Origin of the sequence: Mycobacteroides chelonae CCUG 47445, from assembly GCF_001632805.1 — a bacterium.
In the GTDB taxonomy this organism is placed as follows: domain Bacteria; phylum Actinomycetota; class Actinomycetes; order Mycobacteriales; family Mycobacteriaceae; genus Mycobacterium; species Mycobacterium chelonae.
In genome coordinates, this window is the sequence record NZ_CP007220.1 from 3,465,679 (window position 1) to 3,492,041 (window position 26,363).

Below are 26,363 nucleotides of genomic sequence, written 5' to 3' on the forward strand. Positions count from 1 at the left end.
AAGAGTCCCACGTCGGCGACGGAGTCATCCGCAGAAGTGGTACCCGGGTACCCGGTCTGATCGGACGCCGACATGTTCGCCGGACCGGAGCATCCCGGCCATGTTCCGCAGCGTCAGGACCCGGCGTCCGCGCACCCTAAGCTGCCACGCATGGAACTGAGCCGGATCACCGCGCGATGACGTCGTCCCCTGCGCAGCAGCACATCAGCCCCCGCAGAGTGTTCATGGCCAGCGCAGTCGGGTCGGCCATCGAGTTCTACGACTTCTATATCTACGGAACGGCGGCCGCGCTCGTCTTCCCCGCGGTGTTCTTCCCGAATCTCAGCCATTCTCTGGCGCTCTTCGCCTCCATCGCCACCTTCAGCACCGCGTTTCTGGCACGCCCACTCGGTGCCGCGCTGTTCGGTCACTACGGAGATCGCTTCAGCCGTAAGGGCACCCTGGTGGTCACGCTGATCACCATGGGGCTCGCCACCATGGCGGTCGGTCTGGTTCCCGGCGCCGCCTCCATCGGGGCCGCCGCACCCACGGCCATCGTCTTGCTGCGCCTCGCGCAGGGCCTCGCGGTCGGCGGCGAATGGAGCGGGGCGGCGCTACTGTCCTCCGAATACTCGCCAAGCCGCGATCGTGGCCGCGCCGCGACCGCTGTGCCGATCGGCAGCTCGACAGGGCTATTGCTCAGCAGCCTGGTGTTCCTCGTCGTCAGTGTCACGGTCGGGGAAAACAGCCCCGCATTCCTGTCGTGGGGATGGCGCATACCCTTCATCGCCAGCGGGCTCTTGGTGGCAGTCGGCCTGTACATCCGGCTCCACGTCGCCGAGACACCCGAATTCGTGAACGCGAAGGCTCAAAACAAACTGGTCACATCGCCGCTGCGGCATGTGCTTACAGAGAGCCCTCGCACGCTGGCGCTCACCTGCGGGACGATGCTGATCATTTTCACGCTGTCCTTCATGACCAACACCTACTTCCCCGGATTCGCCCGATCCGAATTGCACTTCTCCCGCGCGGCCATCCTCACCGCAGGCGCGCTCGGGGCCGTGGTGCTCATGGTGTCCGCTGCGGTCGGCGGAATCCTCAGCGATCGATTTGGCCGGCGCCGGGTGATATTGACCGGCATGGGGCTGATACTTCCGTGGACGTTACTGGTCACTCCCCTGTTAAGCAGCGGACCATTCTGGGCCTACCTCGCCGCGATGGCGATCACCTATGTGCTGTTCGGCCTCGCCTTCGGGCCGATGGCGAGCTTCCTTCCGGAGTCATACCCCGTGGGCACCCGCTATAGCGGAACCGGTGTGGCGTTCAACGTGGCCGGCGTCTTCGGAGGTGCCATCCCGCCATTGATCGCCGGCCCGCTGCAGAACGCTCTGGGCGACTGGGCTGTCGGGCTGATGCTGCTGGTGATTTGTGCGATCAGCGTCGCGTCGGTCTCGGCAATGAAAGAAACCTGGGCCGGATCGAGAAGCTGAATCGTCCAAGGCCCGAAGACAAAGGCAGCCACACCCGGCACGGCACCGGGCATGACCGCCAGTGATGTCTTCGCGAATTAGTCGTTGACGGACGTCAATGCGTCCAGGGCCTTGGTCAGCTCGGCGACCGTTTCGGCGTGCTCTCGCGGGTGCTTGCCATCGAAGGCCGAGGACGGCACGGCCACCTTGATGTCATCAAGGACGTTGGCGGTCGCGATGGCGGCCACCTTCCGGGTGTCGTCAATCGCCCAGATACCGCCGTACCTTCCGGCCGACGTTCCGATCACCACGGTGGGCTTGCCCTTGAAGACGCTGCTGCCGAACGGGCGGGACAGCCAGTCGAGCGCGTTCTTCAGCGCACTGGAGACGGTGCCGTTGTTCTCCGGGCTGACCAGCAGGACCGCATCGGCATCGGCGACGGCAGCACGCAGCGACTCCACGGATGCGGGGGCGTTGTCGCCGTCAATGTCCTCGTTGTAATGCGGGAGGTCGGCGAGGCCCTCGAAGATGTTGACGCTCACACCGGCCGGTGCGCTCTCGGCGGCGGCTTCGGCGAGCTGCCGATTGAGCGATGCCTTGCGCAGGCTTCCGACAATTGCCAGCACGTTCTTCTCTGCCATGGGGAACACCTTTCATCAGAGCGGCACGTTTGTCGCACCTACATCCTGCTTCTCTGTCACGTTCTACAATACGGACTGCGGTCCGTATATTTCCCCGGCGCTAGTATCGAGGTGTTATGCCTGGTCAAGAAATACCCCTGCTTTCTGTCGACCTTGCGCAGAATCCCACCCGGGAGCGTGCCGTCGCCACCCGCAACCGGGTTCGCCTCCTGGAAGCCGCACGTCAGATCCTCGACGATGTCGGTCCGGACAACATGTCCATGGATGCCGTCGCCAATGCGGCGGGCGTCGGCAAGGGCACCCTCTTTCGCCGATTCGGCAGCCGCACCGGGCTGCTGCTGGCCCTGCTGGACCATGAAGAGCACATCGAGCAGCAGGCATTCATGTTCGGTCCACCGCCGCTGGGGCCCGATGCGCCTCCACTGACCCGGCTCATCGCGTTCGGACGAGCGCGACTCGCCTTCCTGGAACGGCACCTCGACCTCGCCCGCGCCACCACTGCCGATGCCGACGCCTGGCACAACGCACCGCCCACTCTGCTGGTCCGCGCACACATCCGGATGCTGCTGGCTCAGCTCGAATGCACCGGCGACCTCGACGCACAGACCCATGCCCTGATGTCGATCATCGATCCCGGCTACGTGCACTTCGCCACCACCACCAACGGCCAGTCGCTGGCTCAGCTCGGCGACGCGTGGCAGGACCTGGTGTGCAAGGTGTGCGCACGCTGACCCAGCGTTCTACAGTCGGGCAATGAGCACCCTTCGCGAAGAGATCCGGTCCGCCCTCGACGTCTCCCCCACGATCGATCCGGCCGCCGAGGTGTCGCGACGGGTGGGGTTCCTCAAGGACTATCTAAGGGCCAGCGGGACAGCGGGATTCGTGCTCGGCATCTCCGGTGGACAGGACAGTGCCCTGGCCGGGCGGCTCTGCCAGTTGGCGGCGCAGGAGTCACGACTGGAAGGGGTTCAGGCAGAGTTCATCGCCGTGCGCCTGCCCTACGGGGTGCAGGCCGACGAGCACGATGCCCAAGTGGCCCTGAGGTTTATCGACCCCGACCGCTCCATCGTCATCAACGTCAAAGACGCCTCTGACGCTATTTCCAACGCGGTCACCGACGCCCTGGGCGAGACGCCGTCCGACTTCGTCCGCGGCAACATCAAGGCCCGCGAACGAATGGTCGCCCAGTACGCCGTCGCCGGTCAGCACCGGCACCTCGTGGTCGGCACCGACCACGCCGCCGAGGCGGTCACGGGATTCTTCACCAAGTTCGGCGATGGCGGTGTCGACGTCACCCCGCTCACTGGACTCACCAAACGCCAAGGTGCGCAGATTCTTTCCCACCTCGGGGCGCCGGAGAGCATCTCCCACAAGGTGCCTACCGCCGACCTGGAAGATGACCGACCCGCACTGCCCGACGAGGTCGCGCTTGGCGTCACCTACGCGCAGATCGACGACTACCTGGAAGGCAAGGCAGTCACCGTCGAGGCCGCCGACCGCATCGAACGCTGGTACCTACAGACCCGGCACAAGCGCACCGTGCCGGTCACACCGTTCGACAGCTGGTGGCGCTAGGAATCTGACGGCGGCGGATTCGATCCCGCCTTCTGCAGTCCGGGCCGCAGCGCGTTCGTGAAGGCGAGATTCACAAGCCGCATCGCCACGCTGTAGGGCCACCACAACGTGCGCTTGAACAGATACAGCGCGCGGATATCGATCCCGGTGTAGACGAGGTAGCGGTTGTGGCGGACACCCTGCAGGATCCGTTCGGCCACCTTCTCCGGTGAGGTGGCATGCCCCACGAATCGGTTCACCCATTTACTGACGTCGGGGTTGTCCCGGTCCACTCCGGCGATGTCGACGGTGCGTACCAGCGGGGTGTTGACCGCCCCGGGTACAACCACCGTGACGCCGATCTTGTACCGAGCCAGATCGAAGCGCAGCACCTCCGAGACGCCCCGCAGCCCATACTTGCTGGCGCTGTAGGCGGCATGCCATGGCAAGGCCACCAGCCCGGCCGCCGACGACACGTTCACGATCTGGCCGCCGTTACGGGCCTTGATCATCGCGGGGACGAAGCTTTCGATGACGTGGATGGGTCCCATCAGGTTGATATCGACCACCGAGCGCCACTGCTGATGCGACAGCCGATCCACCGATCCCCACACCGAAATGCCCGCGATGTTGAGCAGGACATCCATGCTCGGGTGGGTCGCCAGGATATCGGCCGCGAAGGCGGACACCGCGTCATAGTCGGAGATATCGAGCGCCCGGTAGGCGCTGACCTTCCCTCCGGCGGCTTTGATCTCCTCGACGACAGACTCCAGTCCGTCGGCGGCGCGATCGGTCAAAAACAGCTCGGCGCCCTCGCGCCCCAGACGCAGCGCGGTGGCCCGTCCGATCCCGCTGGCGGCCCCAGTGACGAAGCATCGCTTACCGGTGAATTCATAGGCCATTACTGAACCGTACCGGCCGTCAATCCTGAATTTCTGCGCGGTCCAATAGCAAACGGTACCTTCGAATGATGACGATTGATAGCACGCAATCTCGCCGTAGTTGGTTACCTTGGGCAACTACAATTGCAGTAGTGCTGATGGCCACGACGGCCTGCGCGGGAGGCTCGCACCCCCGGTCTGAAGCGCCCCAGGAAGGCGGCTACCCCGCCACCGCGGCGCCCACCTACACACAACTCCCGGCGGCCCCGCTTCGCGACTCGATGCAACAGGCCCCGCAGCACGGACCGCCGATCGAGGCCAAACGAGACATCGTCAAGACCGGAACCATGACCATCACCGTCTCCAGCCCGTCCGAGGCTGCCGACAAAGCGGCCGGCCTCGCCGAATCCGCCAATGGCCGGGTGGAGAGCCGTTCGGAGGACGCCGGATCGGGGGCCGCCCGCGCACGCACCTCAATCGTGCTGCGCATCCCCGCCGCCAAACTCGACGGTGTTCTTCGTGAACTCAAGGAGCTGGGCAAGGTTAAGTCCGCTGACACCAAGAGCGATGACGTGACCGCCCAACGGGTCGACCTGGATGCCAGAATCACTGCCCTGCAAACCTCCGTCGACAGGCTGCTGGTCATCATGCGGGACTCCAAAGACACCGAAGCCCTGATCCAGGCCGAGACCGAATTGTCCAAGCGTCAGGCCGACCTCGACAGCCTGCGCGCGCAGCGCAACCAACTCGGGGAGCAAGTCGCCTACAGCTCGGTCACCGTGACATTCGTGGCCGAAGAAGTCGGCCTCCCGCCGACACCGCCCAAATATCAGGGGTTCTTCGGACAGATCGAGCGCGGCTGGGACGGGCTCGTATCGGCGGGTAACAGTGTGCTGCTGCTCTTCGGACTACTCCTGCCCTGGCTCGGCGCGCTTACGGTCCTGGGCGCAATCGGTTACGGCGTTCGCCGCACGGTATTGCGGCGCCGATCAGAGACGGCACAGTTAGCGCCCCAAAAGGCTGACACGCCATAGGGTCTCGATAACCCCGAGCGCCCGCGCGGGGTCTACGTTGCGGCCGACGAACGAGCTGTCGCCCGACACAGTCGACGCGGTCAGTGCCACCAGCGATCGCACCAATGCGGGCAGGTCATCCGAGATTGGCTGGGCACCACGCTCATTCACCTCGATCTCGGCGATCTTGATGATCTTCTCGATGACGACATCGGTGAGATCATCGAGCAGACCGGCGATCGTCGGATCGGTGATCCGCGCCTCCTGACACGCCTTCATCAACGGGTCGTTATGCGCGAAGGACGCGGCGGCGCTGCCCACCATGCGGTTGGCGAACTGTTCGGGCGTCTCCTTCTCACCACGCGGCGCGAAGTAGTCGGTGAGCTCGTCGAGTTCAGCGAACGCATCGCCCACCATCTGCGCCAGCACTGAGTACTTGCTGTCGAAGTAGAAGTAGAACCCGGACCGGCCGACCCCGGCCCGCTCACTGATGGCGCTGACCGAAAGGTCGGCAAAGCTGTGGTTTTCCGCGATGAGCTCGGCGACAGCCGTCATGATCGCGTCCCGCTGGCGATCGCCACGGGTCTGCGTGCCACTACGCGCTGGACTGACCACCTGCACAGTTTGCACTGAAATACCGTATGAACAGAACTTGACACCCGTCAAGTCCTGTGGCGAAGATGATCTGGAGCACACCGATGTGCTCGTCGCGAGCGAAGGAGCCACGCCCCATGGCGACGATCAGCAGCACCGATTACCTCATCGACCAGGCCAAACGACGTCTTCCCACCATGAACACCCTTCCGGGGATGGCATACGTCGAGAATTACCTCAACAATCGGGACTGGCCACTGAGCGAGCTGGCTCCGCCACCACCCGGAAGCGGCCTGAAGCCGGTGATGGGCGACCAGGGCTTGCCGATGCTCGGGCACATGATCGAGATGTTCCGCGGCGGCATCGACTGGGTACTCAACATGTACCAGGAGCGCGGCCCGGTCAGCTGGTCACAGACGCCCATCGGCAAGATCGTCGCAGCGCTGGGTCCCGACGCCACCCAGGCGGTGTTCAGCAATGCGAACAAAGACTTCTCCCAGCAAGGCTGGGTTCCGGTCATCGGACCATTCTTCAGCCGCGGACTGATGCTCCTGGACTTCCAGGAACACCGCGAACACCGACTGATCATGCAGCAGGCATTTCTGCGCAGCCGTCTGGCCGGCTATGTGGAACAGATCGACTCAGTCGCGAACGAGATCGTCGCCCAGTGGCCAACCAACGACAGCAGGTTCCTGTTCTACCCGGCCATCAAGGAACTCACCCTCGACGTCGCGTCGGTGGTCTTCATGGGCAACGAGCCACATTCACAACACGAGCGGCTCGAGAAGGTCAACAAAGCGTTTGTAGCGACCACCCGCGCCGGCGGCGCCATCTTCCGCTTCGGTCTGCCCCCGTTCAAATGGTGGCAGGGGTTGCAGGGACGCAAGCTGCTCGAGGAGTACTTTGCCGAGCGGGTCAGCATTGCGCGCCAAAAAGACTCGGGCGCAGACATGTTGACGGCGCTGTGCCACGCCGAGACCGACGAGGGCGACGCCTTCACGGACACCGACATCGTCAACCACATGATCTTCCTGATGATGGCCGCGCACGACACCACGACGTCGACGACCACCACAATGGCTTACTACCTGGCCGCGAATCCCGAATGGCAAGAACGGGTTCGGGAAGAGTCGGACCGACTCGGCGACGGTCCGCTGGACATCGACTCGCTGGAGAAGCTGGAGAGCCTCGACCTGGTGATGAACGAGGCGCTGCGCCTTGTGACGCCGCTGCCGTTCAACATCCGGTCCGCGGTGCGCGATACCGACCTACTCGGGTTCCACATCCCGGCCGGGACCATGATCAACATCTGGCCGGGCATGAACCACCGGCTCCCCGAGCTGTGGACCGATCCGGACAAGTTCGACCCCGACCGTTTCGCCGAACCGCGCAACGAGCACAAACGGCACCGGTACGCGTTCTCACCGTTCGGCGGGGGTGCGCACAAGTGCATCGGCATGGTGTTCGGCCAGCTGGAGATCAAGGCCGTCATGCACCGGCTGTTACGCCGCTACCGGTTTGAGCTGGCCCATCCCAACTACGAAGCCAAGTGGGACTACGCCGGTATGCCGCTGCCGATCGACGGCATGCCCATCGTCCTGCGCCCCTTGCACTAACCCGACGGGGCGTCAGCAGGCCAGACGATTGGCACAGGCGGTGACCGCCCTGAGCGATGACGCGATGGCATCATGCGCGCGTCCCATTGCCCAGGCGGTGCTGGCTCCGTTGGTGCCACGCACAAAGGTAAAAGTCTGATCGCCGTCGTGCAGCTGGTGGAAGCTGAGCGTCTCCATCCGTATCCCGCGCTCGGACAGCATGGCGGTCAGGGCCGCCATGGGCCCGCACGCCGCGGCCGTCGACGATTCGATGCACTCACCGATCGCGAGCGTCGCCTGGTAAATGCCGTCTGCTTCCGACCATTGGCCTAGCCGCAATGAACCTCCACTGCGCTCATAGGTCTGACAGAACGAGGCCCAGGACATCTCGCCGGCCTCTTCACGCAGGCCGCGCGGCAGTGGGACGCCGAAGCGGTCCAGGAACGGATCGTGAGCCGTTGACGGATCGGAAATTGTTGTTGAGGAGTGCATGTGTCCGGTCTTTCATCCGAAAGGGAAAGTGACCGACAGGTAGTAGCTTCGACCCACAGCGAGGGGTCGGTCTGGATCAGACCCCGCTGCGGGTTGCTACTACGAGTTGACCGGAGAAGTACAGCACGAGAAGCAACAGTAGACGTGGCGTCTGATTAGCGCAAATACTTTCCCAGGACCAGCATCGACCGTTCCGGATCGGGGTCCGGCGGATCGTCGACGAGGGCATGCAGGCGTTCGGTGATGGTGTCACCGTCCAGGTGCGTGCCGATGAGCACCAAACTCGCCCCCGACGAGAACTCCGTGCGCCTGGGCGCCCTGGCCATCTTCTCGATGCTGATGTGATCGCCCACGGTGTGCACGGCGAGGGTCTTGTCGCCGAGCCGCACCACACCCTTGATGCGATACACACCGGCGGGCTGACTGTCGAGGAACTCGATGAGGCGCCGCGGATGTAAAGACCGCTCGGTGGCGAACTCCACCGTCTCGTAGTGATGGTGGGCGTGCTCATGGTGGCTGTGGTCCTCGCGAATGAGGTCCTCCAGCGAGAGCTGACCGATCGGCTCCGGGCGGTCCTTCTTGTCGAACAGCAGTCGGGGATCGACGTCCGCGCCGGTGGTCTCCACGATCGACGCACGCAGGTTGCGTTCCTTGACGACGGCACGCAGGTGGGTGCGCTCCGCGGCATCGGCCAGGTCAATCTTGTTGAGGACCACCAGATCCGCCAGCGACAGGTGCTGCACGATCTCCGGGTGCCGGGCCACGACATCCTCGTATTGCGCGGTGTCGACCACGGTGACCAGCCCCCCGTAGCCGATCCGGTGGTCGTCGGCCGCCGCCGCGAGCACCATGCGCACCAAGGGCAACGGTTCGGCCAGTCCGCTCGCCTCGATGACGATGGCGTCGATATCGCGGCCCGCGAGAGTGGTCAGCATGCCGCCCAATTCGTCATCATCAGCGGCACAGCACAGACATCCGTTGGACATCGTCATGGTGGAGTCGACCTGACCGGCGACCAGCATGGCATCGATATTGATGGCACCGAAGTCGTTGACCACCACGCCGATTCGCACACCCAACGTGTTACGCAACAGGTTGTTCAGCAGTGTCGTCTTACCGGCGCCCAGAAATCCGGAGACGATGGTGACCGGGATCAAGCTGCGTTCTCGACACTTCTCCGCACACCATCAGTGTAGGCAAGAAGGCCGACCAGGTACCGGTCGAGCGGGAATGCCCCTACTACCGTCGGAGTTATCGGTCGTGGACTCACGAGAGGAACACCATGCCGCAGAAAGTCGTTATCGCCGGTGGCCACGGACAGATTGCCGCGCACCTAATCCGCTTACTGGCGAAGCGCGGCGACACCGCAGTCGCGCTGATCCGCAATCCCGACCATGCCGCCGACATCCGGGCGTGGGGTGGGGATCCGCTGCTCCTCGACCTGGAATCGGCCGACGTGAGCACAGTCGCCGATGCGCTGGCCGGAGCGGACGCCGCCGTCTTCGCCGCCGGAGCCGGACCGGGCAGCGGGGCGGCGCGCAAGGACACCGTGGACCGTGCCGCCGCCGTGCTGCTCGCCGATGCCGCGGAGCGCGCACGGGTACGCCGCTTCATTCAGATCAGCGCTTTTGGCGCTGGTGAGCCCGCGCCCACCGAGGGTGACAAGTCATGGATCGCCTATGTGATCGCGAAGACGGCCGCCGAGGAAGACCTGCGCGTCCGCAGCGCCCTGGACTGGACCATCCTGCGCCCCGGCCTGCTCACCGATGAGAGCCCCACTGGATCAGTTACATTGTCGGCCAGCGCGATCGAGCGTGGATCCGTTCCCCGCGCCGATGTCGCGGCTGTGGTGGCCGAACTGCTGACCGCGCCGAACGCGGTGCACGACATCCTCTTCCTCACCGAGGGCGCTACCCCGATCACCAGTGCGGTAGCGGCGCTCTAGAGCAGAGAGAAGAGGCGATCGAGCGCCCGCAGCTGATCGTCGAATGGCGTGTCGAGCTTGACTAGCAGAGTCGAGATGCCCGCGGCACGATAGCGTTCCAGCCGCTCGCCAATCATCTCGTCGGTGCCCACGAGGTTCGTGAGACGACCCAGATCGTCGGGGACGGCATCGCGGGCTGCATCGCGATCGCCCGCGCGCCAGAGTGATTCGACCGCACGAACACCCTCTCCGTATCCCAGCCGAGTGAATGCCTCGTTGTAGAAGTTTCGCCCGGAAGCCCCCATCGCGCCGATGGTGAATGCATAGCCGGCGGCGTGACGCCTGACCGCGGCAGCAGCATCGCTGGCGGTATCAGCGAACTCAAGAGCAACCGGCGCCACCAGATCGATATCGCCCAGCTGCCGCCCGGCCGACACCGCCGCGTCACGGATGGGGCCAAGAAATACCTCGGCGAGTTCCGGGATGAAGGAGTTACCGAGCCAGCCGTCGGCAAGCTCACCGGTGAGCGCCAGGTTCGCCGGACCCATGGCTGCGATGTACACGGGCACATTCTGCGATGCCACCAAGGGCCGCAAGGGTTTTCCAGCGCTCCCCGGTAACGGCAGCGTGTACACCTGTCCCTCATACTGAAGGCGCTCCCCCCGCGCCACCATCCGCACAATGTCGATGGTCTCCCGGGTGGTCTGGACCGGCTTGGCGAAGCGCACACCATGCCAACCCTCCATCACCTGCGGTCCGGAGGCGCCCACGCCCAGGAGGAAGCGACCACCGGAAAGCTGTTGAATGCTCAGCGCCGAGGTCGCCAGCATCGCCGGCGAGCGCGACCCGAGCTGGACCACGAAGGTGCCCAGCCCAATGGTCTCGGTGCGGGCCGCCAGATAGGCAAGCCCCGTCAGGGCGTCATATCCCCACACCTCGGGCACCCACAGCGAGGCGACACCCAACTGCTCCGCGCTCCGGGCAAAGTCGGCGGCGCCCGGCAGTCGCGGCTCGATCGTCACACCAATACGCATCCGGTCCTCCATCACATAAGTAAGATCAGCCTATGCGATACCGGGACTGCCCCACTATCGAAGTGTCACAACGGATGTCGGGGACCGTAGCGGAGGCGTGGGCACTCGTCACCGATATCGCCTTCCCCACCTACTGCACGGGCGAGCTCATCAATGTCCAGTGGCTCGATGATGCCGACCAGGTTGCGGTCGGTGCACGGTTCAAGGGCACCAACGGTGGCGATGGCAGCGAATGGGAAACCATCTCGGTGATCACCGAAGTGGAGCCCGAGTCTCGCTGGGTGTGGAACGTGCTCTCCGACGGCGGCACGTATGCGGCGAGTTGGGGTTTCGAGGTCGAGCCGGCAAGCGACGGAATCATCGTCCGGCAGTGGGGACGCCTCGGTCCAGGCCCTTCGGGACTGACGCCCGCCATCGAGGCGATGCCCGACAAGGAAGCACGCATCGTGTCACGCCGCTTGCAGGACTGGCGGGTGGGAATGGAGGCCAACCTCCAGGAGATCGCCGAACGCTTGTCGCGTTAGCCCGTCATATCGTCGGGCTCTGCCCAGCCGATCAGCTCGTCTCGGGCACGGGCCACACGAGAGCGGATGGTGCCGATCGCACAGCCGCACACGTCGGCGGTTTCGGCATAGGACAGACCGACAACCTGAGTCAGCACCAATGCCTCACGTCGGTCATCGTCGAGCGCGGCGAGAAGTGCCTTGAGCTCCACCAACTCCTCGAACCGGTGCGTCGGGCGGCGCAGCGAGGCCTCTTCCAGATCGGCTCCATGCGCAATTCGCGGCCGCGACTTCAGGTGGCGAATATGGTCGGCGACCACCCGGCGCGCAATCGACAGCAGCCAGGTGCGCACTGTCGAGCGTCCGGCGAAGCGCGGGAGTGCGCCGAGTGCCCTCAGGTAGGTCTCCTGAGTGAGATCGTCCGCGACACCGGTATCGGCCAGGTAGGCGACAAATCGCCATACATCGGCCTGGGTCGCTTTGACCAGAGATTCGAGTGCGGATTGGTCGCCACGACCGGCGGACAGCGCAAGTTCAAGCAGCTGATCGTCGTCGGTGCCGGTGGCCACGAGTCCTACTCTATGTCGTAGACGTTCGGAGGTGAACAGCGGGAACTCTTTAACCGGTTCATCCGACCAATATCCCGTGACATATACCGAGGATCGGCCCGAGGCCCGCGAGTCCCAGCCCGACACCGCGTGGGCGCGATTCGCACCGATCGTACTGCGTCTGCACTTCTATGCGGGGCTCCTCGTTGGGCCATTCCTTCTGGTCGCAGCGCTCACTGGGCTCGCCTATGCGCTGGTAGGGCAGGTCGACGCCGCCGTGTACCGCCATGAACTCAAAGTCGATTCGGTGGGGTCCCAGCAGCTGCCACTCTCACAACAGGTGGCGGCAGCCACCGCGGCACAACCGGCAGGGACGGTGACGTCCATCCGGCCGCCAGCACGCCCCGATGACTCCACGCGGATCGTCTTCGCCACCGAGGACGTGCCTGCGGACTACTCACGCACCGTGTTCGTCGACCCGTACAACGGCCAGATCCGGGGGACGTTGACCACCTATGGCGAGTGGTTGCCGGTGCGTGCCTGGTTCGACGAACTTCACCGGAACCTGCATCTGGGCGCGTTCGGGCGCAACTACAGCGAGCTCGCCGCCAGCTGGTTGTGGGTGGTGGCCCTCGGCGGCCTGTTCCTGTGGATCGGCTATCGCCGCCGCACCGCACGGCTGAGCAGGGTCGCACTCCCCGACCGCGATGCCACCCCACGCCGACGCAGATTGACCTGGCACGGCGCCGTGGGAGTCTGGATAATCGTTGGGCTGCTGGCGCTTTCGGTAACAGGGCTCACCTGGTCGCGGTACGCCGGCACCAATATCGGCAACATCACCCAGGCCATCCGGCCGGCGCTGTCCACCGAACTCGATCCGGCGGCCGCCAAGCCCATGACCGGGCATGAACATCATGGCGCCGCCCCGATGTCGATAGGAACGCCGCTGGCTGGCGCCGACAAGGTGCTGCAGACGGTGCACGAGGCCGGGCTGCGCGGCCCGCTGTGGATGACACCACCGCCGGAGCCCAATACGGCCTGGCTGGTAGCCGAGCGCAAGCGCGATCTCCCCACGCAGCTGGACACCATCACGGTGAACCCCTCGAACGGACAGATCACCGGGCGAAGTAACTTCTCCGACTGGTCACTGCTGCAGAAATCGACCGAATGGGCGATCGACGGCCATATGGGCATCCTGTTCGGCATCCCGAATCAGATCCTCGTGGCGCTCATCGTCATTGGGCTAATCACCGTCATTACCCGCGGCTACCTGATGTGGTGGCGCAGACGCCCGACCAGAAGCGGGCGCCTGCCGGTGCCGCCGAAGCGGGGTGGCCTGCTCGCGCTCAAGCCCCTCGAGCTGGTGGCCCTTGCCCTGCTGGTGATCGCCATCGGTTGGTTCACACCGCTGCTGGGAATCTCACTGGCGGCGTTCCTCGCCATCGACCTCGTGTGGGGATTCGTGGCCGGCCGTCACGCCGGAGCCTCAGGCGGCTGAGTTGTCGGTGGAGCGCAGATGCCGCTCCCCGGCAGCCACTTCATCCAGGAACACCGCGCGATGCTGATTGGGCGGTGTACGACCCGCGCGGTAATCGCGCAGGACCAGCAGCGCGAAGATCAATCCGAGTAGCACCGGCGAGTGACTGACGATCCGGGCCAGCGTGACCTGGTCATTGACGGCGTCATTGATGACGTATCCGGTGAGTACGAGCGCGAATGCGCCCAGCACCGTTGCCATTCCGGCCGCGGCGGCGGGACGGACACCGGCGATCACCATGGCCACACCGAGCGCCACCACCCAGGCGGTTGATTCGTTCATGAGGTGAGCTCCGGTCATCGCACCGTGGTGATGCGAAGACACCATCCCGAAGTCGATTCCGGCGACCTGCATACCGGCCACTCCCAGTTGGAGCAACCCGATGAGCACCAAAGCGCACCGGTTGATGTTGTGACGGGCCCAGTGTGCGTAACGGGCCGTGCGGGTCAGGGGTTCGACAGCAGCGGCAGCCAGAATCTGCCCGGTCAGGTCGTGAGTCGGAGCCGAACGCGCGTAGGCGAACTGACGTTCCAGCCCGCGCGCCAGCCCCAGCCATTCCCGGCAGGACGCGCAGGAGAGCACATGCTCATCCAGACGCTTGCGCGCAACGCTTGCCTGCTCACCGTCGACCCACGCCGACAGCTGCTCGCGCACTTCCTGACAGTTCACCCCTCCATCGTCGCCTATCGCGTGACGTTGGGTGTAAAGACCCCCTGATCTGCCGGTGCCTAAAACGCCGCGAGCAGCTGATTCGAATCGGCAACCGCACCGAACACCCCGCCCTGCATGGTCACCATCTTGAGCGCGGCCACGTGATTTCCGGGATCGGTCGCGCCGGTGCAGTCCGACAGGATGAGGCATTCGAAACCGCGATCGTTGGCCTCGCGCATGGTGGTGTGCACGCACACATCTGTCGTGATGCCCGTCAGCACGATGTATCGAATGCCGCGGGTGCGTAACACCAAATCGAGGTCGGTCGCATAGAACGCCCCCTTGCCGGGTTTGTCGATGACGGGCTCACCCGGCAGCGGGGCGACCTCCGGCACGATCTGCCACCCCGGCTCCCCCTGCACCAGGATTCGTCCGCAGGGGCCCGCCACACCGATCTCCGCGCCGATCCGGGCCGAGCGCCACCGCTTGTTCGCTGGAAGGTCGGACAGGTCCGGCCGATGACCCTCACGGGTATGGATGACGGTCATGCCGGCCGCGCGCGCCGCACCGAGCACACGAGCCGTCGGCGCCAGCCCCGCCCGCGTGAGTGACAGGTCATAACCCATGGTGTCGACGTATCCGCCGGGACCGCAGAAGTCGACCTGCCAGTCGATGCACAGCACCGCGGTGTGTTCGGGGTCCACGGGACCGTCGAACGGCCACGAATACGGTTGCGCATCGACCTGTCGCGTCATACCGCCGCTCCCTGCTGAACGATGCGCCGCGCCGCGACATAGACCAGCGCAGCGGTGCCGATGCCCACGAGAGCATCTGAAAGCTGTGGCGCCCACAGGTGCGTGGCCAACGCCGACACCGCACCCGCCGCCCATGCCCCGAAGGATTCCCACCGAACGGCCGATTCGCGCACACCCATTCCGTATCGCGGCAGCACCAACTGATCGAGGATCAGCACGGTCCCGATCGGCGGGACCACAACGCCCAACAGGGTCAGCCACTGCTCGAAATGCGACCACACCCCGAGCACCGCCGACAACACCCCCACTGCGCCCAGCAGTACCGCGAGCAATCGCATCTTGTGGCCGGTGAGCTGGCTCCACCCCACCGCGCCGTTGTACAGGCAATGCGTGCACACCGATCCCAGGTTGACGAAGACGAATGCGATGGATACCGGCACCAGCCAGCCACCCGCATCGATCAGCGCACCAAGGAAGTTCCCACCGTTCGTCGCGGGGGCACGGGCGGCACCCAGCGCCACGATCACGCCGCCGATCACCATCGCGATGCTGTTGCCCAGCGGGAAAGCCGCGAACGACGCCCAAAAGCCTTGTCGCCCATTGCGTGACCATCGCGTGAAGTCCGCGGTCATGCTCCCCGAATCGATGAAACAGGCGACCACCAACGTCACCGCGGCTCCCATGCTCATCGCGGTCGCGCCCGCTGCCCCGCCGTACCCAAAGGCGTCTGATAGCGTCGAATTCCGCAGGGCCAGAACAATTGCCACTCCGCCGAGCAGCAGATACAACGGAGCAGCGACGAGACCGATCAGCGATAGCGCCCGGATACCGACCAGCGTCACCGCCACATAGCCGATACCCGCAGCAAGAGCAGTCCACCGCGCGTCCCATCCGGCGCTGCCTGCCAACACCGAGCCGGTGAGACCCGTCTGAAACGCGAACCAGCCGAGCACCACGGTTGCCAGGAACGCACAGACCACGCGGTATCCGCGTCGCCCGAACGTCCCGATCGCGGTGAGCGCGAAGTTCTTTCCGGTCTTGCCGGCCAGGTAGCTCAAGGCGCCCACGTAGCCGGTCAGCACCGCGTTCCCCAATGCGATCGCCAACATGCCGCGCCAGAATCCCACCGAGTAGACGATCAGACCGCCGAACACCGCGCAGGTCAGGATCATCGGGAATCCGAGCCACACCGCGGCGACAGAGGTCAGACTTCGTCGCGAATGGGGTGGAACAGGCTCGTTCTCATACTCGGCGGCCCCGGATTCGGGCGCATCTACGGGGATTACGCCGACATCTGCTGAGGCAGCGACTTCTGTGGACATCGACGCACAGGATGCTCACGCAATGTTGCCTACGCAGTCCGTCCCGGTTACGCGCGCGTGACGACGCACCGCGCGCGTGGATGCCTCCAGATCTCTGCGGGCACAGGTCTATACGTGCGCTCCCCAGCCGAACACCCGTGAGGTCAGCAGAACGAGGCCCAGTGACACCGCCGCTACCACAACCAAACCGATCACCGCGACCACCAGAGGACGCCAGCCGCTGCGGGCGATCTCCCGGAAGTTGGTGTTCAGTCCGACTCCGGCGAAGGTCAGCAGAAACGCCCACTTGGACACGTTGACCAGGTTGTTGACCTGCCCCTTGGTCAGCCATCCAAGGGTGACGACGGTGGACACCGCCAGGAACCCGAGAACGAACTTGGGGAACTTGTCCCATACGAAGGCCGCCTTGGCCTTGATCCCGGGTGCGAGGGTCTCGGCCTCACCGCGGGCCGCCCAGTACAACGCGAACCCGAGCACCACGAAGCCAATGAGCGCGTTGCGCGTGGACTTGACGACTGTCGCAATGTCACCGGCGTGCTCGGAGTACAGGCGCCCGGTCGCCACCGTCTCTGCGGTGTTGTCGACGGCCAAGCCCGCCCAAAGGCCGAACTCGTAGTCGGTGAGTCCGAGCCCGTGGCCGATCGCCGGAAGGGTGAACAGCGCCACCGCACCCAGCGCGAGGATGGACGCGATGGCATAGCTGACATCCGAATTGCGCGCACGGATAGCGCCCTTGGCCGCGATGATGGCCGACACCCCGCAGATCGAGGTACCGATCGCCAGTAGCGAACCCAGCTTTCCGCTCAGACCAAACCACTTGGCCGCCAACAGAATGATGGTGCCCGCCACCGTCATGTCGATCAGGATCTGCACCAGGCTGGTGCCGCCCAGCTTGAGGACATCCCCCAGCACGAAGCGCGCGCCCAGCGCGACGATGCCGATCTTGAGCCAGAACTCGTATGTCTGCACGCCCGGCCGGAAGATGCGGTGCAACCCGATGGTGTTGGTGATCAACAGACCGATCACGATGGCCCACAACACATATTCGATGTCGGGGACGGTCCAGTGCTGCGCCTTGGCGAGGTCCTTCCACCAAATCTGCGCGTACTTGCCCAGCAAGCCCACACCGATGAGCAGCAAGATGCCCGGAACGTAGTCCAGTGGCCGCGTAGAGGTGAAGCTCGCTTCGGGGTTTTCGTACGCCTCGTCGGCGTTCTGCGTCTCGGTCTTTGACGTCATCGGGTCACCACGGAATCGTGGGCAGCACATTGGCCACCGCGAGTAGGGCGATCACACCGGCGATGATGGTTGCCCACCAGTCGACGCCGATGCGCGCGATGAGGGAGGTTGTGGGCTGACCCTCGGTAGGTGCCGGGGCGCCGGACTGTTCGTCGGTCACGGACCAGAATCTTCGTGGCGTGCCACCAGGCTCACAAGACATCCGCTCGTATTGAATCGAGGCGGGGCCCGGGATCGAACTTGACACCCGTCAAGTACAGTCGACGGCGCCCGCAGACAACGCCGTCGGAAGGTCTTCGTCCGTGTACCCAGGTGCCCACGCCGCCCAGTTCCCCGACAAGCCCGCCGTCATCATGGCAGGCTCCGGAGCCACTCTCACCTACGGACAATTGGACGAGCAATCCAGGCGGCTGGCCCGGTACTGGTATGACACCGGACTGCGCAAGGGCGATCATGTGGCATTGCTCAGCGACAACGTCCCCGAGGTGTTCGTTGTGTACTGGGCCGCATTGCGTTCGGGCCTCTACATCACGTCGGTCAATCACCATCTGGCCCCCGCAGAGGTCAGCTACATCGTCAACGACTCAGGTTCAACAGCACTCGTGGTCGCCGCCGGTGTGCGCGAACAGGCCGTGGCAATTCTCGACGATATTCCGGCGGTCACGCAGCGTCTCGCGTTCGGCGGCGAGGTACCCGGGTACGGCTCATACGAGGACGCCCTGGCCGGCGCCGCCGACGAACCACTGCCCTCGCAGCCCGCGGGATCGGACATGCTGTATTCCTCGGGAACCACCGGACGCCCCAAAGGCATCAAGGTTCCCCTCATGGATCGGCAGGTCGACGAACCAAATCCGTTCGCGATGCTCTTCGCTCATCTCTACGGATTCGACGCCGACACCGTGTACCTGTCGCCGGCACCGATCTATCACGCCGCACCCTTGCGGTTCTGCGGCTTTGTGCAGTCGATGGGCGGCACCGCCGTGGTGATGGAACGCTTCGATGCCGATGACGCCTTGGCGGCCATCGAGAAGTACCGGATCACCCACAGCCAATGGGTACCCACAATGTTCGTGCGAATGCTGAAGCTGCCCAAGGAAACCCGGCTGCGGCACGATACTTCGTCTTTGAAGGTCGCGATCCATGCCGCCGCGCCATGCCCGGTCCAGGTGAAGCATTCGATGATCGACTGGTGGGGGCCGATCCTCTACGAGTACTACTCCTCGACCGAAGGCAACGGCGTCACATTCATCGACTGCGAGAACTGGCTCAAGCGACCGGGCTCTGTCGGCAGCCCGGCGCTGGGCGTGCTGCACATCTGCGATGAGGAAGGTACAGAGCTGCAAACCGGCGAGGCCGGGCTGGTGTACTTCGAACGCGAGGAACGACCCTTCGCCTATCATAATGACGACGAAAAGACCCGCAGTGCTTGCCATCCCGAACACGATACCTGGACGACGACGGGCGATATCGGATACGTCGACGACGACGGATTCCTCTTTCTGACCGACCGCAAGGCATTCATGATCATCTCCGGCGGCGTCAACATCTACCCCCAGGAGATCGAGAACTCCCTGGCACTACACCCCCAGGTGTTGGACGTTGCGGTGATCGGAGTGCCCGATTCCGAGATGGGCGAGGCGGTCAAGGCCGTGGTGCAGCCCGCCGACCCCTCGGCCGACCAGGACACGCTGGCCGCCGAGCTGACGGAATTCCTGCGCGAACGCATTGCCCGATACAAAGTTCCCCGCAGCTTTGACTTCACCGACACCCTTCCGCGTACCCCCACCGGTAAGCTCGCCAAAGGACTTTTGCGCCAGAAGTATTGGGAAGGGGCTCGATGAGAACGGTGGCCGCGATCTGCATTGCCGGGGGGCTGCTCGCAGGGTGTTCGACACCCGCCACCCCAGAAGGGCCGTCAAGCCCATCGAGTGCAACCGTTCCGGTGATTCAACCGGGCGTCATGCCCCAGCTCGTCGGCTTGCAGTGGACCGACGTGAAGCCGGTTCTGCGCAAGCTGGGTCGAGTGAGCGTCACGACCAAAGAGGTCCCCGTGGATGATTCCCAACAGAAATCCCGGATCGTCGCGCAAGATCCCGCCGCTGGTGCACATCTTGAACCGGGCGCGAAGATCACGCTGACTTTCGGAATCTAAAGTCCAGCAACACTATTCAAAACGCTCACGGGTCGATCCCGTCTTGAGTGAACGTGCGGTCCGACACACGCGCCAATGAGGCCCGTGTTCCTCCCGTGCCGCATCGTGACGTCGAGTTCGCGCCACCCTCTTCCGCATCTGTGTCCTTGACACGGCAGCACACCCATTGCAATGCTCACGATATTCACATACCGTCAGCATCTGAATACACCGAGTTCACTCACCGAGGAGGATCATGGCCACATATCCAGATCGCCCCATCGCCGGTTCCCGGATCGTCATCACCGGTGCCACCAACGGGATCGGGAAGGAAATTGCCCGTGCGCTGGTGCGGCGCGGGGCGCTACTCACGCTGGTGGCGCGCGACCCCGTCAAGGCAGCCGACACGATCCGGGAGCTGGCGGCCGAGAACGGGGCGATCACCGCACCGGAGTACATCCAGGCAGACCTCGCCGACCTGGACTCGGTGCGGGCAGCGGCCCGCGAGATCGCCGCGACACACCCCCGGATCGACACCCTGGTGAACAACGCCGGCATCCATTCCCTGTCGAGCAAGCCCAGCGTGGACGGCTTTGATCTGATGACGGCGACCAACCACCTCGGACCATTTCTGCTGACCAACCTGTTGTTGGAGCCGATCATCGCCGCGGATCACGCGCGCATCGTCATCACCGCATCCGAGGCACACCGATCATGGCCGCGCATCAACTTGGACCGATTCGCAGAACCGCGCTCCTACAACGCCATTGGCTCCGAGGTCCGGTACGGACAGTCCAAGTTGATGAACATCCTGTTCACCCAGGAACTCGCGCGGCGGCTGGAGGGCAGCGGGGTGACGGTCAACTGCTTCTGCCCGGGCATGGTCTCGACTGGACTGGTTCGGGACAGCCGCATCCTCACCGCTGCGGCGGGCCTGGCCGCACGCACACCGTTCGTGCGGCGCCCCGACCAGGGAGCCCGGATGGGGATTCGGCTGGTGCTCGATGACAACCTCGCGACAATCAGCGGGCAGTTCTTCACGTCGACCCCGGGCCTGGGCGTACTGCCCGCCGTCCGGATCCGCTCCAACCAGCACGCACAAGAGGAACTCTGGCAGCGGTCACGCGAGTTGGTGAACCTGTAGCACCGTGTCTGCGCGGCCGCCATCGCCGATGTCAGGTACAGAGAAGGCATGCGACTGTGGTCTCTACATCCGTGCAATCTCGATGCCAAGGGGCTGGTCGCGTGCTGGCGGGAAACGCTCTTGGCGCAGAAGGTTCTGCAGGGAGGCACCCGCGGATACCGCAACCACCCGCAGCTGGACCGGTTCGCATCGTTGGCACAGCCAGTTGCCGCCATTGGCGTCTACCTGGTCGGCCTCGCCAATGAGGCCGACCAACGCGGATATCGGTTCAACCGTGGGCTCATCGGTTTTCCTGCGGCCGCGTTCGAACCGTTGATCGACGTTCATCGCGGGCAACTCGCCTACGAACGCTGGCTGTTGGACACCAAACTGGCGCAACGTAACCCGGACCTTCTAGCGACCGATAGTCCCATGCGGCTGCGCCCGCATCCGCTCTTTCGCCCGGTGCGCGGCGACATCGAAAACTGGGAGAAGGTATTGCCCGCCTACCCCGGGTGAGTTCACGTACAGAAGACACCACCCGGTTCTGCCGCCACGCAACCCGGGGCAACATCGGCGTAGGGCACATCACCAAAGTTGGCTGTGACGGTGAGCTTCCTGTCTCCGAAAACTGTCCGCTGCACGAGTCGATCCGCAGTGAGCCATTCGAATGTGGACAGGGGTTCAGTACCCGCGGTGTCGCTCAGCGTGGAATAGAACTTCTGCAGGGCCGCTAAATCAGCCCCTTCACGGTCAAGGGTGTCCGTATTCAAGGCGTACATCAGTGGGGCCAGATTGAGCAGCGCTAAGAGCGCCCGACTCCGCTTCTCGGCAGGGAGCTTGTTGAACGGCAGCTCCCACCTATCAGTGCTGACCAACGAGTCGTGAAATACGCTCTCATATAGCGGAATTCGATACTTTGGATTGAACATCGTGTCGTGCAGCACCGGCGGGAGCTGAACTTTCCTGAAGAAGAACTGGGGTCCGTCTTCCCCCCAATATTCTCCCCAGATTCCTTTGTCCCGCTCAAGGGGCCACAGGGCGGAAATGATGGGTGTGCTGGACCCATGACTGAATGCCACGGCGCTCGTGGCCCAGGAACCCACCGTTTCCGAACCCAGCACATACCGCTTGCCAATGTCGTCGAGCCGCTTCAAGCGGTTGCGCCGGTCTTGGGCTTGTGTCATCGGGTGGCCCGGCGTGTAGTCATCGAAAGTCACACCGGTCGCGTCGACGTCCACGAAGACGCTGTTGGCACCGTTTGCCGTGCGCGAGCGAACCCGCGCCTGCACGAGGTCAGGCATCTGCGCTAGGGCTTGCGAGCTGAGGTAGCAGCCGCGGTCTTGAAAACCGTTGACGGTCTTTCCTTCTGCGGTGTGGACGCAGGCATTGGGATAGATACCCGCCGGCCATCGCGACCCGGGATTATCGATCTCCCCCGCTGGGTCTTGGGCATTGTCAAAGGACACATATGGCCCAACCAGGTACCCAGCTTCTTTCGCTGCCTCAACGGCTGCGGAGTTCATGGCCGGGTCCCCATCGTCGTCATACCCAAGCCACATTCGCCGTATCCCCAACGCATGCAGCCGCAGCACTGTTTCAGGTTCACGCCCACCCGCCCACGTGTACGCGTGAAATGCCCCGATGAGCTTTTGTACGTCGGGATTGGCCTTAATTTTGTCGGCCAGGGTGACGAACTTGTTCTGCACTTGGAGCAGCGTGCGGTAATCCCGTGCCGCGGCCGTGGGCGATCCGTCGGTAATCGCCATAAACACGGCATAGTTCTGGGTGCCGCGGCTCTTGCTGAATGTGTGCGACACCGTGCCCACCAGGCTGGAGTCCAGGGTCAGCGTCGAGCCCAGATCCGTGGGCACGACATAGCTAACCCCGGTGCCCACGTAGGATTAGCCCAAGATTGGCATGGCCAGTTCCTGTATGGGATGGTCGCCCACGATGCCTACCTCGGGTTTGGTCCAGGTGGGATAGTGAATAGGGATGCTCACGCCGCCCCCGAGAGGCAATTGCAGGTCTGTGGCATCGGCGCCCGCAACGGGCCATGCCAGGTTCTGATCTCGATCACTCGTCACATCGACAACGAGTCCGGCACCGCGAGCAGTCGCGGTAAACGTAAATCCGCTGTGCGGATAGCTCCACTTCGCCGACCCGCGATCGTCTATCTGAACCGCACTCGGCGCACCAATACGTGTCGCGGTCGCCCGTGAAAGCTCCGCCGCTCCGTTCACACTGAGGTCGCGGAGATCCAATTGCAGAACGTCTTCCCCGACAGGGAAGGTGACCATTGAGCCATCACGGGAAATGGTCGGCTTCGCGGAACGCGGACCCGAAGAGACACACGCTACGGCCGCAATGAGCACGACAACTGCGACAACAAATGCGCCTCCCCGCGCAACCCCATCACCTGAGGGTGAATCACAGATCATCCTTCTCCCCGTTCGCCACCCAGCACATCGCACACTTCAGGTGGCGCGATTCTTGCCAGATCTACCCGCGACCGAATCTCCAGCTTGCGGTAAATCTGGCGCAGATGGAACCCCACTGTGTGGGCAGAGATAAAGAGCTCTCGCGCGACCTGGCGATTGGTGAGACCGCCAGCGGCTAGCCGCGCCACTTTCTCCTCGGCAATGGTCAGACTTGCCCAACCCGTGGATGCACGCGTGGTGTGACTCCAATGCCGCCGTCGGACACCGAGGTCGCGCAGCCGATGCCGAACCCGGGCAGCGTCCCAGTCCGCGCCCAGCTCCACGTAACCCGCCATCGCGGCACTGAGTTCAGATACCGCGGTCGCGCGGTCTACTTCTGCCAGCAGCACCCCGACGTCCTCTGTCGCCGAAGCGCGGACCCACGGGTCCATATACTGGCCCGCAAGGGATTTGACGATAATGGCATCACGGTCCATCAGTGCCCGGCAGTGATCCGCCACCACCGCCAAAAATGGCTGATCCGGGTTCAGCTCGCTGATCATCCGGGAAGTCCGTACTACATCCCGAGCGAAGGATTCGTGGCCGACACCCCGCGCCAGCCGCACACACCACGCGGCAGACGCAGGGTCTGCGATTATCAGTTCCAGGCTGTCACCAGCGTCGAGCAGAGCTCTGAGCGCCGTCCCAGGCTCACCGCCTGCCGCACTTACCTGAGCGCGGATCAGGCAGCGCAACCCCCACAACGGATGCTGCTGATTGTGCGGGAGACACTCGTCGAGGCGTTGCACGCAGTCGGATGCCAAGCCCAGCTCGCCACGGCGTAGCGCAGTCCATGCCAGAAACGCGTGCAGCCACGGAACGGGCAGTTGCATCCGGTAGCGATAACACAAGCTCAACGCATCGGAACCGTCCACTTCTGCTCCGGCCATATCGCCGCGGGCGAGTCGACACCATCCACGCAGCGACAAATAGACCGGGACCAGCACTTCTGTCCTGCTGGACTCGATAACCCGGCCCAGGGCCTCGATCGCGCCGTCGGCGGCGTCCAATTCCTGCATCCGCAGCAGCATCCACGCCTTCTGCCACAACGGGTAGGAATCAAAGGAGTCCCCAGATTGTCTTTGCCACAGGTCAACCGATTCCTCGATTGCGCGCAGCGCATCGGAAGCCCTGCCCCGACGCCAGGACACCGTCGCACGTATCGACATCGCCGCCATCGTCATAGAGGCTGGGCATGACGCCGAATCGGACAGGATCCCCTCGGCCGTAGTCTCGACAGACTCGATCTGCGAAAAGAACGAAAGCGCCAGCCGCACCAGCTGGGTACGACGTACAGCACGACCATCGGCAAGACCTTGTGAATTCGATGCCAGCACCAAAGCTCCATCCGTCTCTCCGCGCAGTGCCATCGCCGTGATCAGGCCCGCCCGAACCCGGTCAACCATTACGCCTGCCCCCTCCCACGGGTCGTGCATGACCTGCTCAGCGATTTCGGCCGCTCGAGCTAGGCTGCCGGACCGAAGCAACCCAACGACCGCAATGCCGGCCATCCTTAGGTGTACACGACTCCCCTTGGGCGCCTTCTCCATTCCGCGCAATGCCAAGGTGGCAGCTGACTCAGGCGCAACCGACATCAACCGTTCAGCGATCCGGGCGATGATCCCAGCCGCCTCCGCATCGTTCGCGTGTCCGTGTAACAAATGCACAGCGGACCTCTCTGTGTGTCCACCGTTTCGTTCGACCAGCATGGCTGCGGCTTGACGATGCAATAGCGGGACCAAGGGAGCCGGCACGCTACCCAGCACCGCGCGGCGAATCAGATCATGCGGAAAGGCGAAGTCAACCGCTTGAGCAACAATCAAACCAGCGGCCACGGCCTCCGACAGGGGAGCCACCAACTCCGCCGGAGAACATCCGAGCATCTCCGACAAATCTTCCGGACAGAAGACTCGGCCCAGAACGGCAGCCACTTGCAGCGCCTCTCGACTTACTCCCCGCAGCCCAGAAAGTCGATCTGACACCAGAGATGCCAAACATGCTGGTGCCATTATAGTTTCACCGGCATAAGGATCAGGTTTCTCGGGCTTCAGCTTCGCCACGCCGTGATTTACCTCGATCGCGCCATCCTCTATCAACCCCTGAATCAGCTGGACCGTGACCTGCGGAGTGGCGTCAAAACACTCGCACAATCTCACCAGATCGTGACTGGGATCCGCATCGAGCAGGTCACCGACAACTTCGGCAATCGCCGACTCAGATAACGCTCCCAGCGGCTGGAGCCACTCGGCTCGCCCATCTCGGCTCATCGCCTTGAAGAAGTACCCGCCGAGATCATCCAAACCTCCTGGCCTGAGCGCAAATTCCCACACCAGCGGTACACCTGCAAACCTATCAACCAAACCCAACAACGCTTCCACGCTCGGGGTGTCTACCCATTGGAGATCATCAACGGCCACCAAAACCGGCCCCCGCCTGAGCAGATCCTTGATTTGAGACTCGAGCTGGCAGGCTCGTGTCATCGATGACTTCATGACGCGAGGCTTTTCTGGAAGACCATCGATCACCGCGTAGCCGCGGCGGTCGGCCAACAACATCGACTCGAGCAGTATCCGGCTCTTGCCGCTGCCGACCGGAGACTCCAACAGAAGTATCTTGCAGCGCCGTGTCTTTGCCGCAACCTCGAGTATCTCGACGATATGCCTTACGTGATCATCGCGACCACGCAACGGCCGCAATGACTGTGAACTCCATCTAACCTTCTCCACCGCAACCTCTTGTCATGGTCAACTCGAATCAACAAGAACAAGGCTGCAATCCGCCCCACCCTACAGAAAGAGGCCATGATCAACCGTAATCGCAAAACCAGGGGCCTGGCTTAAAGCAAGTTAAGAAGGCACTGCGCCATGTAATCAACTCAGCTGTGCACCTTGCCAACTC

The 26,363-nt window shown here is 63.8% G+C and carries 27 protein-coding genes; 12 read left to right on the top strand and 15 right to left on the bottom strand.

Translation table 11 applies throughout. The annotated features are described in order from the left end of the window. The first annotated feature begins 176 nt into the window (after positions 1-176). On the top strand, positions 177-1,469 hold the full coding sequence (locus tag BB28_RS17010) for an MFS transporter (protein WP_046254348.1): 1,293 nt from the start codon (positions 177-179) through the stop codon (positions 1,467-1,469). A 77-nt stretch (positions 1,470-1,546) separates the two neighbouring features. Here BB28_RS17010 and BB28_RS17015 read toward each other — a convergent pair whose 3' ends face one another. Beyond that, a complete protein-coding gene (locus BB28_RS17015) occupies positions 1,547-2,074 on the bottom strand; it encodes an NAD(P)H-dependent oxidoreductase (protein WP_046255930.1) in 528 nt (175 codons plus the stop codon). 131 nt (positions 2,075-2,205) lie between these two features. Here BB28_RS17015 and BB28_RS17020 point away from each other — a divergent pair, with 131 nt between their 5' ends. Both BB28_RS17020 and nadE read left to right on the top strand, forming a co-directional pair. Continuing rightward, on the top strand, positions 2,206-2,820 hold the full coding sequence (locus BB28_RS17020; protein WP_046254349.1) for a TetR/AcrR family transcriptional regulator: 615 nt from the start codon (positions 2,206-2,208) through the stop codon (positions 2,818-2,820). 22 nt (positions 2,821-2,842) lie between these two features. Continuing rightward, positions 2,843-3,664: an ammonia-dependent NAD(+) synthetase gene (gene nadE / locus BB28_RS17025; RefSeq protein ID WP_046254350.1), complete on the top strand. Its 822-nt coding sequence runs from the start codon at positions 2,843-2,845 to the stop codon at positions 3,662-3,664. On the opposite strand, the gene BB28_RS17030 is transcribed toward nadE, so the two are convergent. Continuing rightward, positions 3,661-4,545: an SDR family oxidoreductase gene (locus BB28_RS17030; protein ID WP_046254351.1), complete on the bottom strand. Its 885-nt coding sequence runs from the start codon at positions 4,543-4,545 to the stop codon at positions 3,661-3,663. The genes nadE and BB28_RS17030 overlap by 4 nt on opposite strands. A gap of 137 nt (positions 4,546-4,682) precedes the next feature. Here BB28_RS17030 and BB28_RS17035 point away from each other — a divergent pair, with 137 nt between their 5' ends. After that, positions 4,683-5,558, top strand: a complete 876-nt coding sequence (locus tag BB28_RS17035; protein WP_046255931.1) for a DUF4349 domain-containing protein — start codon at positions 4,683-4,685, stop codon at positions 5,556-5,558. On the opposite strand, the gene BB28_RS17040 is transcribed toward BB28_RS17035, so the two are convergent. After that, positions 5,529-6,152, bottom strand: coding sequence for a TetR/AcrR family transcriptional regulator (locus tag BB28_RS17040; RefSeq protein WP_030097069.1), 624 nt, complete (start codon positions 6,150-6,152; stop codon positions 5,529-5,531). The genes BB28_RS17035 and BB28_RS17040 overlap by 30 nt on opposite strands. A 116-nt stretch (positions 6,153-6,268) precedes the next feature. On the opposite strand from BB28_RS17040, the gene BB28_RS17045 reads away from it, so the two are divergent. After that, the gene (locus BB28_RS17045; protein ID WP_046254352.1) at positions 6,269-7,747 is read left to right on the top strand and encodes a cytochrome P450; all 1,479 of its coding nucleotides are present in this window, start codon (positions 6,269-6,271) and stop codon (positions 7,745-7,747) included. Between the two features lie 12 nt (positions 7,748-7,759). On the opposite strand, the gene BB28_RS17050 is transcribed toward BB28_RS17045, so the two are convergent. Both BB28_RS17050 and BB28_RS17055 read right to left on the bottom strand, forming a co-directional pair. Beyond that, positions 7,760-8,218 carry a 2-isopropylmalate synthase gene (locus BB28_RS17050; protein WP_046254353.1) on the bottom strand — a complete coding sequence of 153 codons (459 nt, stop codon included), beginning with the start codon at positions 8,216-8,218 and terminating at the stop codon, positions 7,760-7,762. Between the two features lie 155 nt (positions 8,219-8,373). Continuing rightward, entirely contained in the window at positions 8,374-9,375 is a 1,002-nt protein-coding gene (locus tag BB28_RS17055) for a CobW family GTP-binding protein (protein ID WP_046254354.1), read from the bottom strand. 125 nt (positions 9,376-9,500) lie between these two features. On the opposite strand from BB28_RS17055, the gene BB28_RS17060 reads away from it, so the two are divergent. Beyond that, on the top strand, positions 9,501-10,163 hold the full coding sequence (locus BB28_RS17060; RefSeq protein ID WP_046254355.1) for an NAD(P)H-binding protein: 663 nt from the start codon (positions 9,501-9,503) through the stop codon (positions 10,161-10,163). Here the strand turns inward: BB28_RS17060 and BB28_RS17065 are convergent. Further along, positions 10,160-11,176: an LLM class flavin-dependent oxidoreductase gene (locus tag BB28_RS17065; protein WP_046255932.1), complete on the bottom strand. Its 1,017-nt coding sequence runs from the start codon at positions 11,174-11,176 to the stop codon at positions 10,160-10,162. The genes BB28_RS17060 and BB28_RS17065 overlap by 4 nt on opposite strands. 32 nt (positions 11,177-11,208) lie before the next feature. Between BB28_RS17065 and BB28_RS17070 the strand changes: the two genes are divergently transcribed. Next, a complete protein-coding gene (locus BB28_RS17070; protein WP_046254356.1) occupies positions 11,209-11,700 on the top strand; it encodes an SRPBCC family protein in 492 nt (163 codons plus the stop codon). Here BB28_RS17070 and sigC read toward each other — a convergent pair. Next, positions 11,697-12,248: an RNA polymerase sigma factor SigC gene (gene sigC, locus BB28_RS17075; RefSeq protein WP_030097060.1), complete on the bottom strand. Its 552-nt coding sequence runs from the start codon at positions 12,246-12,248 to the stop codon at positions 11,697-11,699. The genes BB28_RS17070 and sigC overlap by 4 nt on opposite strands. Positions 12,249-12,324: 76 nt before the next feature. Here sigC and BB28_RS17080 point away from each other — a divergent pair, with 76 nt between their 5' ends. Next, the gene (locus tag BB28_RS17080; RefSeq protein WP_046254357.1) at positions 12,325-13,725 is read left to right on the top strand and encodes a PepSY-associated TM helix domain-containing protein; all 1,401 of its coding nucleotides are present in this window, start codon (positions 12,325-12,327) and stop codon (positions 13,723-13,725) included. On the opposite strand, the gene BB28_RS17085 is transcribed toward BB28_RS17080, so the two are convergent. From BB28_RS17085 to BB28_RS25375, 5 genes are all read right to left on the bottom strand, one after another. After that, positions 13,714-14,433 (bottom strand): DUF2275 domain-containing protein, encoded by a 720-nt coding sequence (locus BB28_RS17085; RefSeq protein ID WP_046254358.1) that lies wholly within the window; start codon positions 14,431-14,433, stop codon positions 13,714-13,716. The genes BB28_RS17080 and BB28_RS17085 overlap by 12 nt on opposite strands. A 59-nt stretch (positions 14,434-14,492) precedes the next feature. Further along, on the bottom strand, positions 14,493-15,170 hold the full coding sequence (gene biuH, locus BB28_RS17090) for a biuret amidohydrolase (RefSeq protein ID WP_046254359.1): 678 nt from the start codon (positions 15,168-15,170) through the stop codon (positions 14,493-14,495). Further along, positions 15,167-16,492 carry a cytosine permease gene (locus tag BB28_RS17095; protein WP_046254360.1) on the bottom strand — a complete coding sequence of 442 codons (1,326 nt, stop codon included), beginning with the start codon at positions 16,490-16,492 and terminating at the stop codon, positions 15,167-15,169. The genes biuH and BB28_RS17095 overlap by 4 nt, the downstream gene beginning before the upstream one ends. Before the next feature lie 108 nt (positions 16,493-16,600). Continuing rightward, on the bottom strand, positions 16,601-17,731 hold the full coding sequence (locus BB28_RS17100) for a YeiH family protein (RefSeq protein ID WP_046254361.1): 1,131 nt from the start codon (positions 17,729-17,731) through the stop codon (positions 16,601-16,603). A 4-nt stretch (positions 17,732-17,735) separates the two neighbouring features. Then, positions 17,736-17,891: a hypothetical protein gene (locus BB28_RS25375; RefSeq protein ID WP_046254362.1), complete on the bottom strand. Its 156-nt coding sequence runs from the start codon at positions 17,889-17,891 to the stop codon at positions 17,736-17,738. Between the two features lie 142 nt (positions 17,892-18,033). On the opposite strand from BB28_RS25375, the gene BB28_RS17105 reads away from it, so the two are divergent. From BB28_RS17105 to BB28_RS17120, 4 genes are all read left to right on the top strand, one after another. Next, positions 18,034-19,572 carry an acyl-CoA synthetase gene (locus BB28_RS17105; RefSeq protein WP_046254363.1) on the top strand — a complete coding sequence of 513 codons (1,539 nt, stop codon included), beginning with the start codon at positions 18,034-18,036 and terminating at the stop codon, positions 19,570-19,572. Positions 19,573-19,691: 119 nt separating this feature from the next. Continuing rightward, on the top strand, positions 19,692-19,883 hold the full coding sequence (locus tag BB28_RS25265) for a PASTA domain-containing protein (protein WP_046254364.1): 192 nt from the start codon (positions 19,692-19,694) through the stop codon (positions 19,881-19,883). 235 nt (positions 19,884-20,118) lie between these two features. Next, positions 20,119-21,006 carry an SDR family NAD(P)-dependent oxidoreductase gene (locus BB28_RS17115; protein WP_046254365.1) on the top strand — a complete coding sequence of 296 codons (888 nt, stop codon included), beginning with the start codon at positions 20,119-20,121 and terminating at the stop codon, positions 21,004-21,006. A gap of 48 nt (positions 21,007-21,054) precedes the next feature. After that, positions 21,055-21,504: a pyrimidine dimer DNA glycosylase/endonuclease V gene (locus tag BB28_RS17120; RefSeq protein ID WP_046254366.1), complete on the top strand. Its 450-nt coding sequence runs from the start codon at positions 21,055-21,057 to the stop codon at positions 21,502-21,504. 2 nt (positions 21,505-21,506) lie between these two features. On the opposite strand, the gene BB28_RS17125 is transcribed toward BB28_RS17120, so the two are convergent. The 3 genes from BB28_RS17125 to BB28_RS17135 form a co-directional block, all read right to left on the bottom strand. Next, positions 21,507-22,859 (bottom strand): glycoside hydrolase, encoded by a 1,353-nt coding sequence (locus tag BB28_RS17125; protein ID WP_126315422.1) that lies wholly within the window; start codon positions 22,857-22,859, stop codon positions 21,507-21,509. 30 nt (positions 22,860-22,889) lie between these two features. After that, positions 22,890-23,285, bottom strand: a complete 396-nt coding sequence (locus tag BB28_RS17130) for a hypothetical protein (RefSeq protein ID WP_052740264.1) — start codon at positions 23,283-23,285, stop codon at positions 22,890-22,892. A gap of 137 nt (positions 23,286-23,422) precedes the next feature. Beyond that, on the bottom strand, positions 23,423-26,068 hold the full coding sequence (locus BB28_RS17135; protein WP_126315424.1) for a LuxR C-terminal-related transcriptional regulator: 2,646 nt from the start codon (positions 26,066-26,068) through the stop codon (positions 23,423-23,425). Between the last annotated feature and the right edge of the window lie 295 nt (positions 26,069-26,363).

Excerpts from the sequence above, each read along its gene's own strand:
- BB28_RS17010 (WP_046254348.1), top strand. The coding sequence starts at position 177 with ATGACGTCGTCCCCTGCGCAGCAGCACATCAGCCCCCGCAGAGTGTTC.
- BB28_RS17020 (WP_046254349.1), top strand. The coding sequence starts at position 2,206 with ATGCCTGGTCAAGAAATACCCCTGCTTTCTGTCGACCTTGCGCAGAAT.
- nadE (WP_046254350.1), top strand. The coding sequence starts at position 2,843 with ATGAGCACCCTTCGCGAAGAGATCCGGTCCGCCCTCGACGTCTCCCCC.
- BB28_RS17030 (WP_046254351.1), bottom strand. The coding sequence starts at position 4,545 with ATGGCCTATGAATTCACCGGTAAGCGATGCTTCGTCACTGGGGCCGCC.
- BB28_RS17035 (WP_046255931.1), top strand. The coding sequence starts at position 4,683 with ATGGCCACGACGGCCTGCGCGGGAGGCTCGCACCCCCGGTCTGAAGCG.
- BB28_RS17045 (WP_046254352.1), top strand. The coding sequence starts at position 6,269 with ATGGCGACGATCAGCAGCACCGATTACCTCATCGACCAGGCCAAACGA.
- BB28_RS17050 (WP_046254353.1), bottom strand. The coding sequence starts at position 8,218 with ATGCACTCCTCAACAACAATTTCCGATCCGTCAACGGCTCACGATCCG.
- BB28_RS17060 (WP_046254355.1), top strand. The coding sequence starts at position 9,501 with ATGCCGCAGAAAGTCGTTATCGCCGGTGGCCACGGACAGATTGCCGCG.
- BB28_RS17065 (WP_046255932.1), bottom strand. The coding sequence starts at position 11,176 with ATGCGTATTGGTGTGACGATCGAGCCGCGACTGCCGGGCGCCGCCGAC.
- BB28_RS17070 (WP_046254356.1), top strand. The coding sequence starts at position 11,209 with ATGCGATACCGGGACTGCCCCACTATCGAAGTGTCACAACGGATGTCG.
- biuH (WP_046254359.1), bottom strand. The coding sequence starts at position 15,170 with ATGACGCGACAGGTCGATGCGCAACCGTATTCGTGGCCGTTCGACGGT.
- BB28_RS17095 (WP_046254360.1), bottom strand. The coding sequence starts at position 16,492 with ATGTCCACAGAAGTCGCTGCCTCAGCAGATGTCGGCGTAATCCCCGTA.
- BB28_RS17100 (WP_046254361.1), bottom strand. The coding sequence starts at position 17,731 with ATGACGTCAAAGACCGAGACGCAGAACGCCGACGAGGCGTACGAAAAC.
- BB28_RS25265 (WP_046254364.1), top strand. The coding sequence starts at position 19,692 with ATGCCCCAGCTCGTCGGCTTGCAGTGGACCGACGTGAAGCCGGTTCTG.
- BB28_RS17115 (WP_046254365.1), top strand. The coding sequence starts at position 20,119 with ATGGCCACATATCCAGATCGCCCCATCGCCGGTTCCCGGATCGTCATC.
- BB28_RS17120 (WP_046254366.1), top strand. The coding sequence starts at position 21,055 with ATGCGACTGTGGTCTCTACATCCGTGCAATCTCGATGCCAAGGGGCTG.
- BB28_RS17130 (WP_052740264.1), bottom strand. The coding sequence starts at position 23,285 with ATGGTCACCTTCCCTGTCGGGGAAGACGTTCTGCAATTGGATCTCCGC.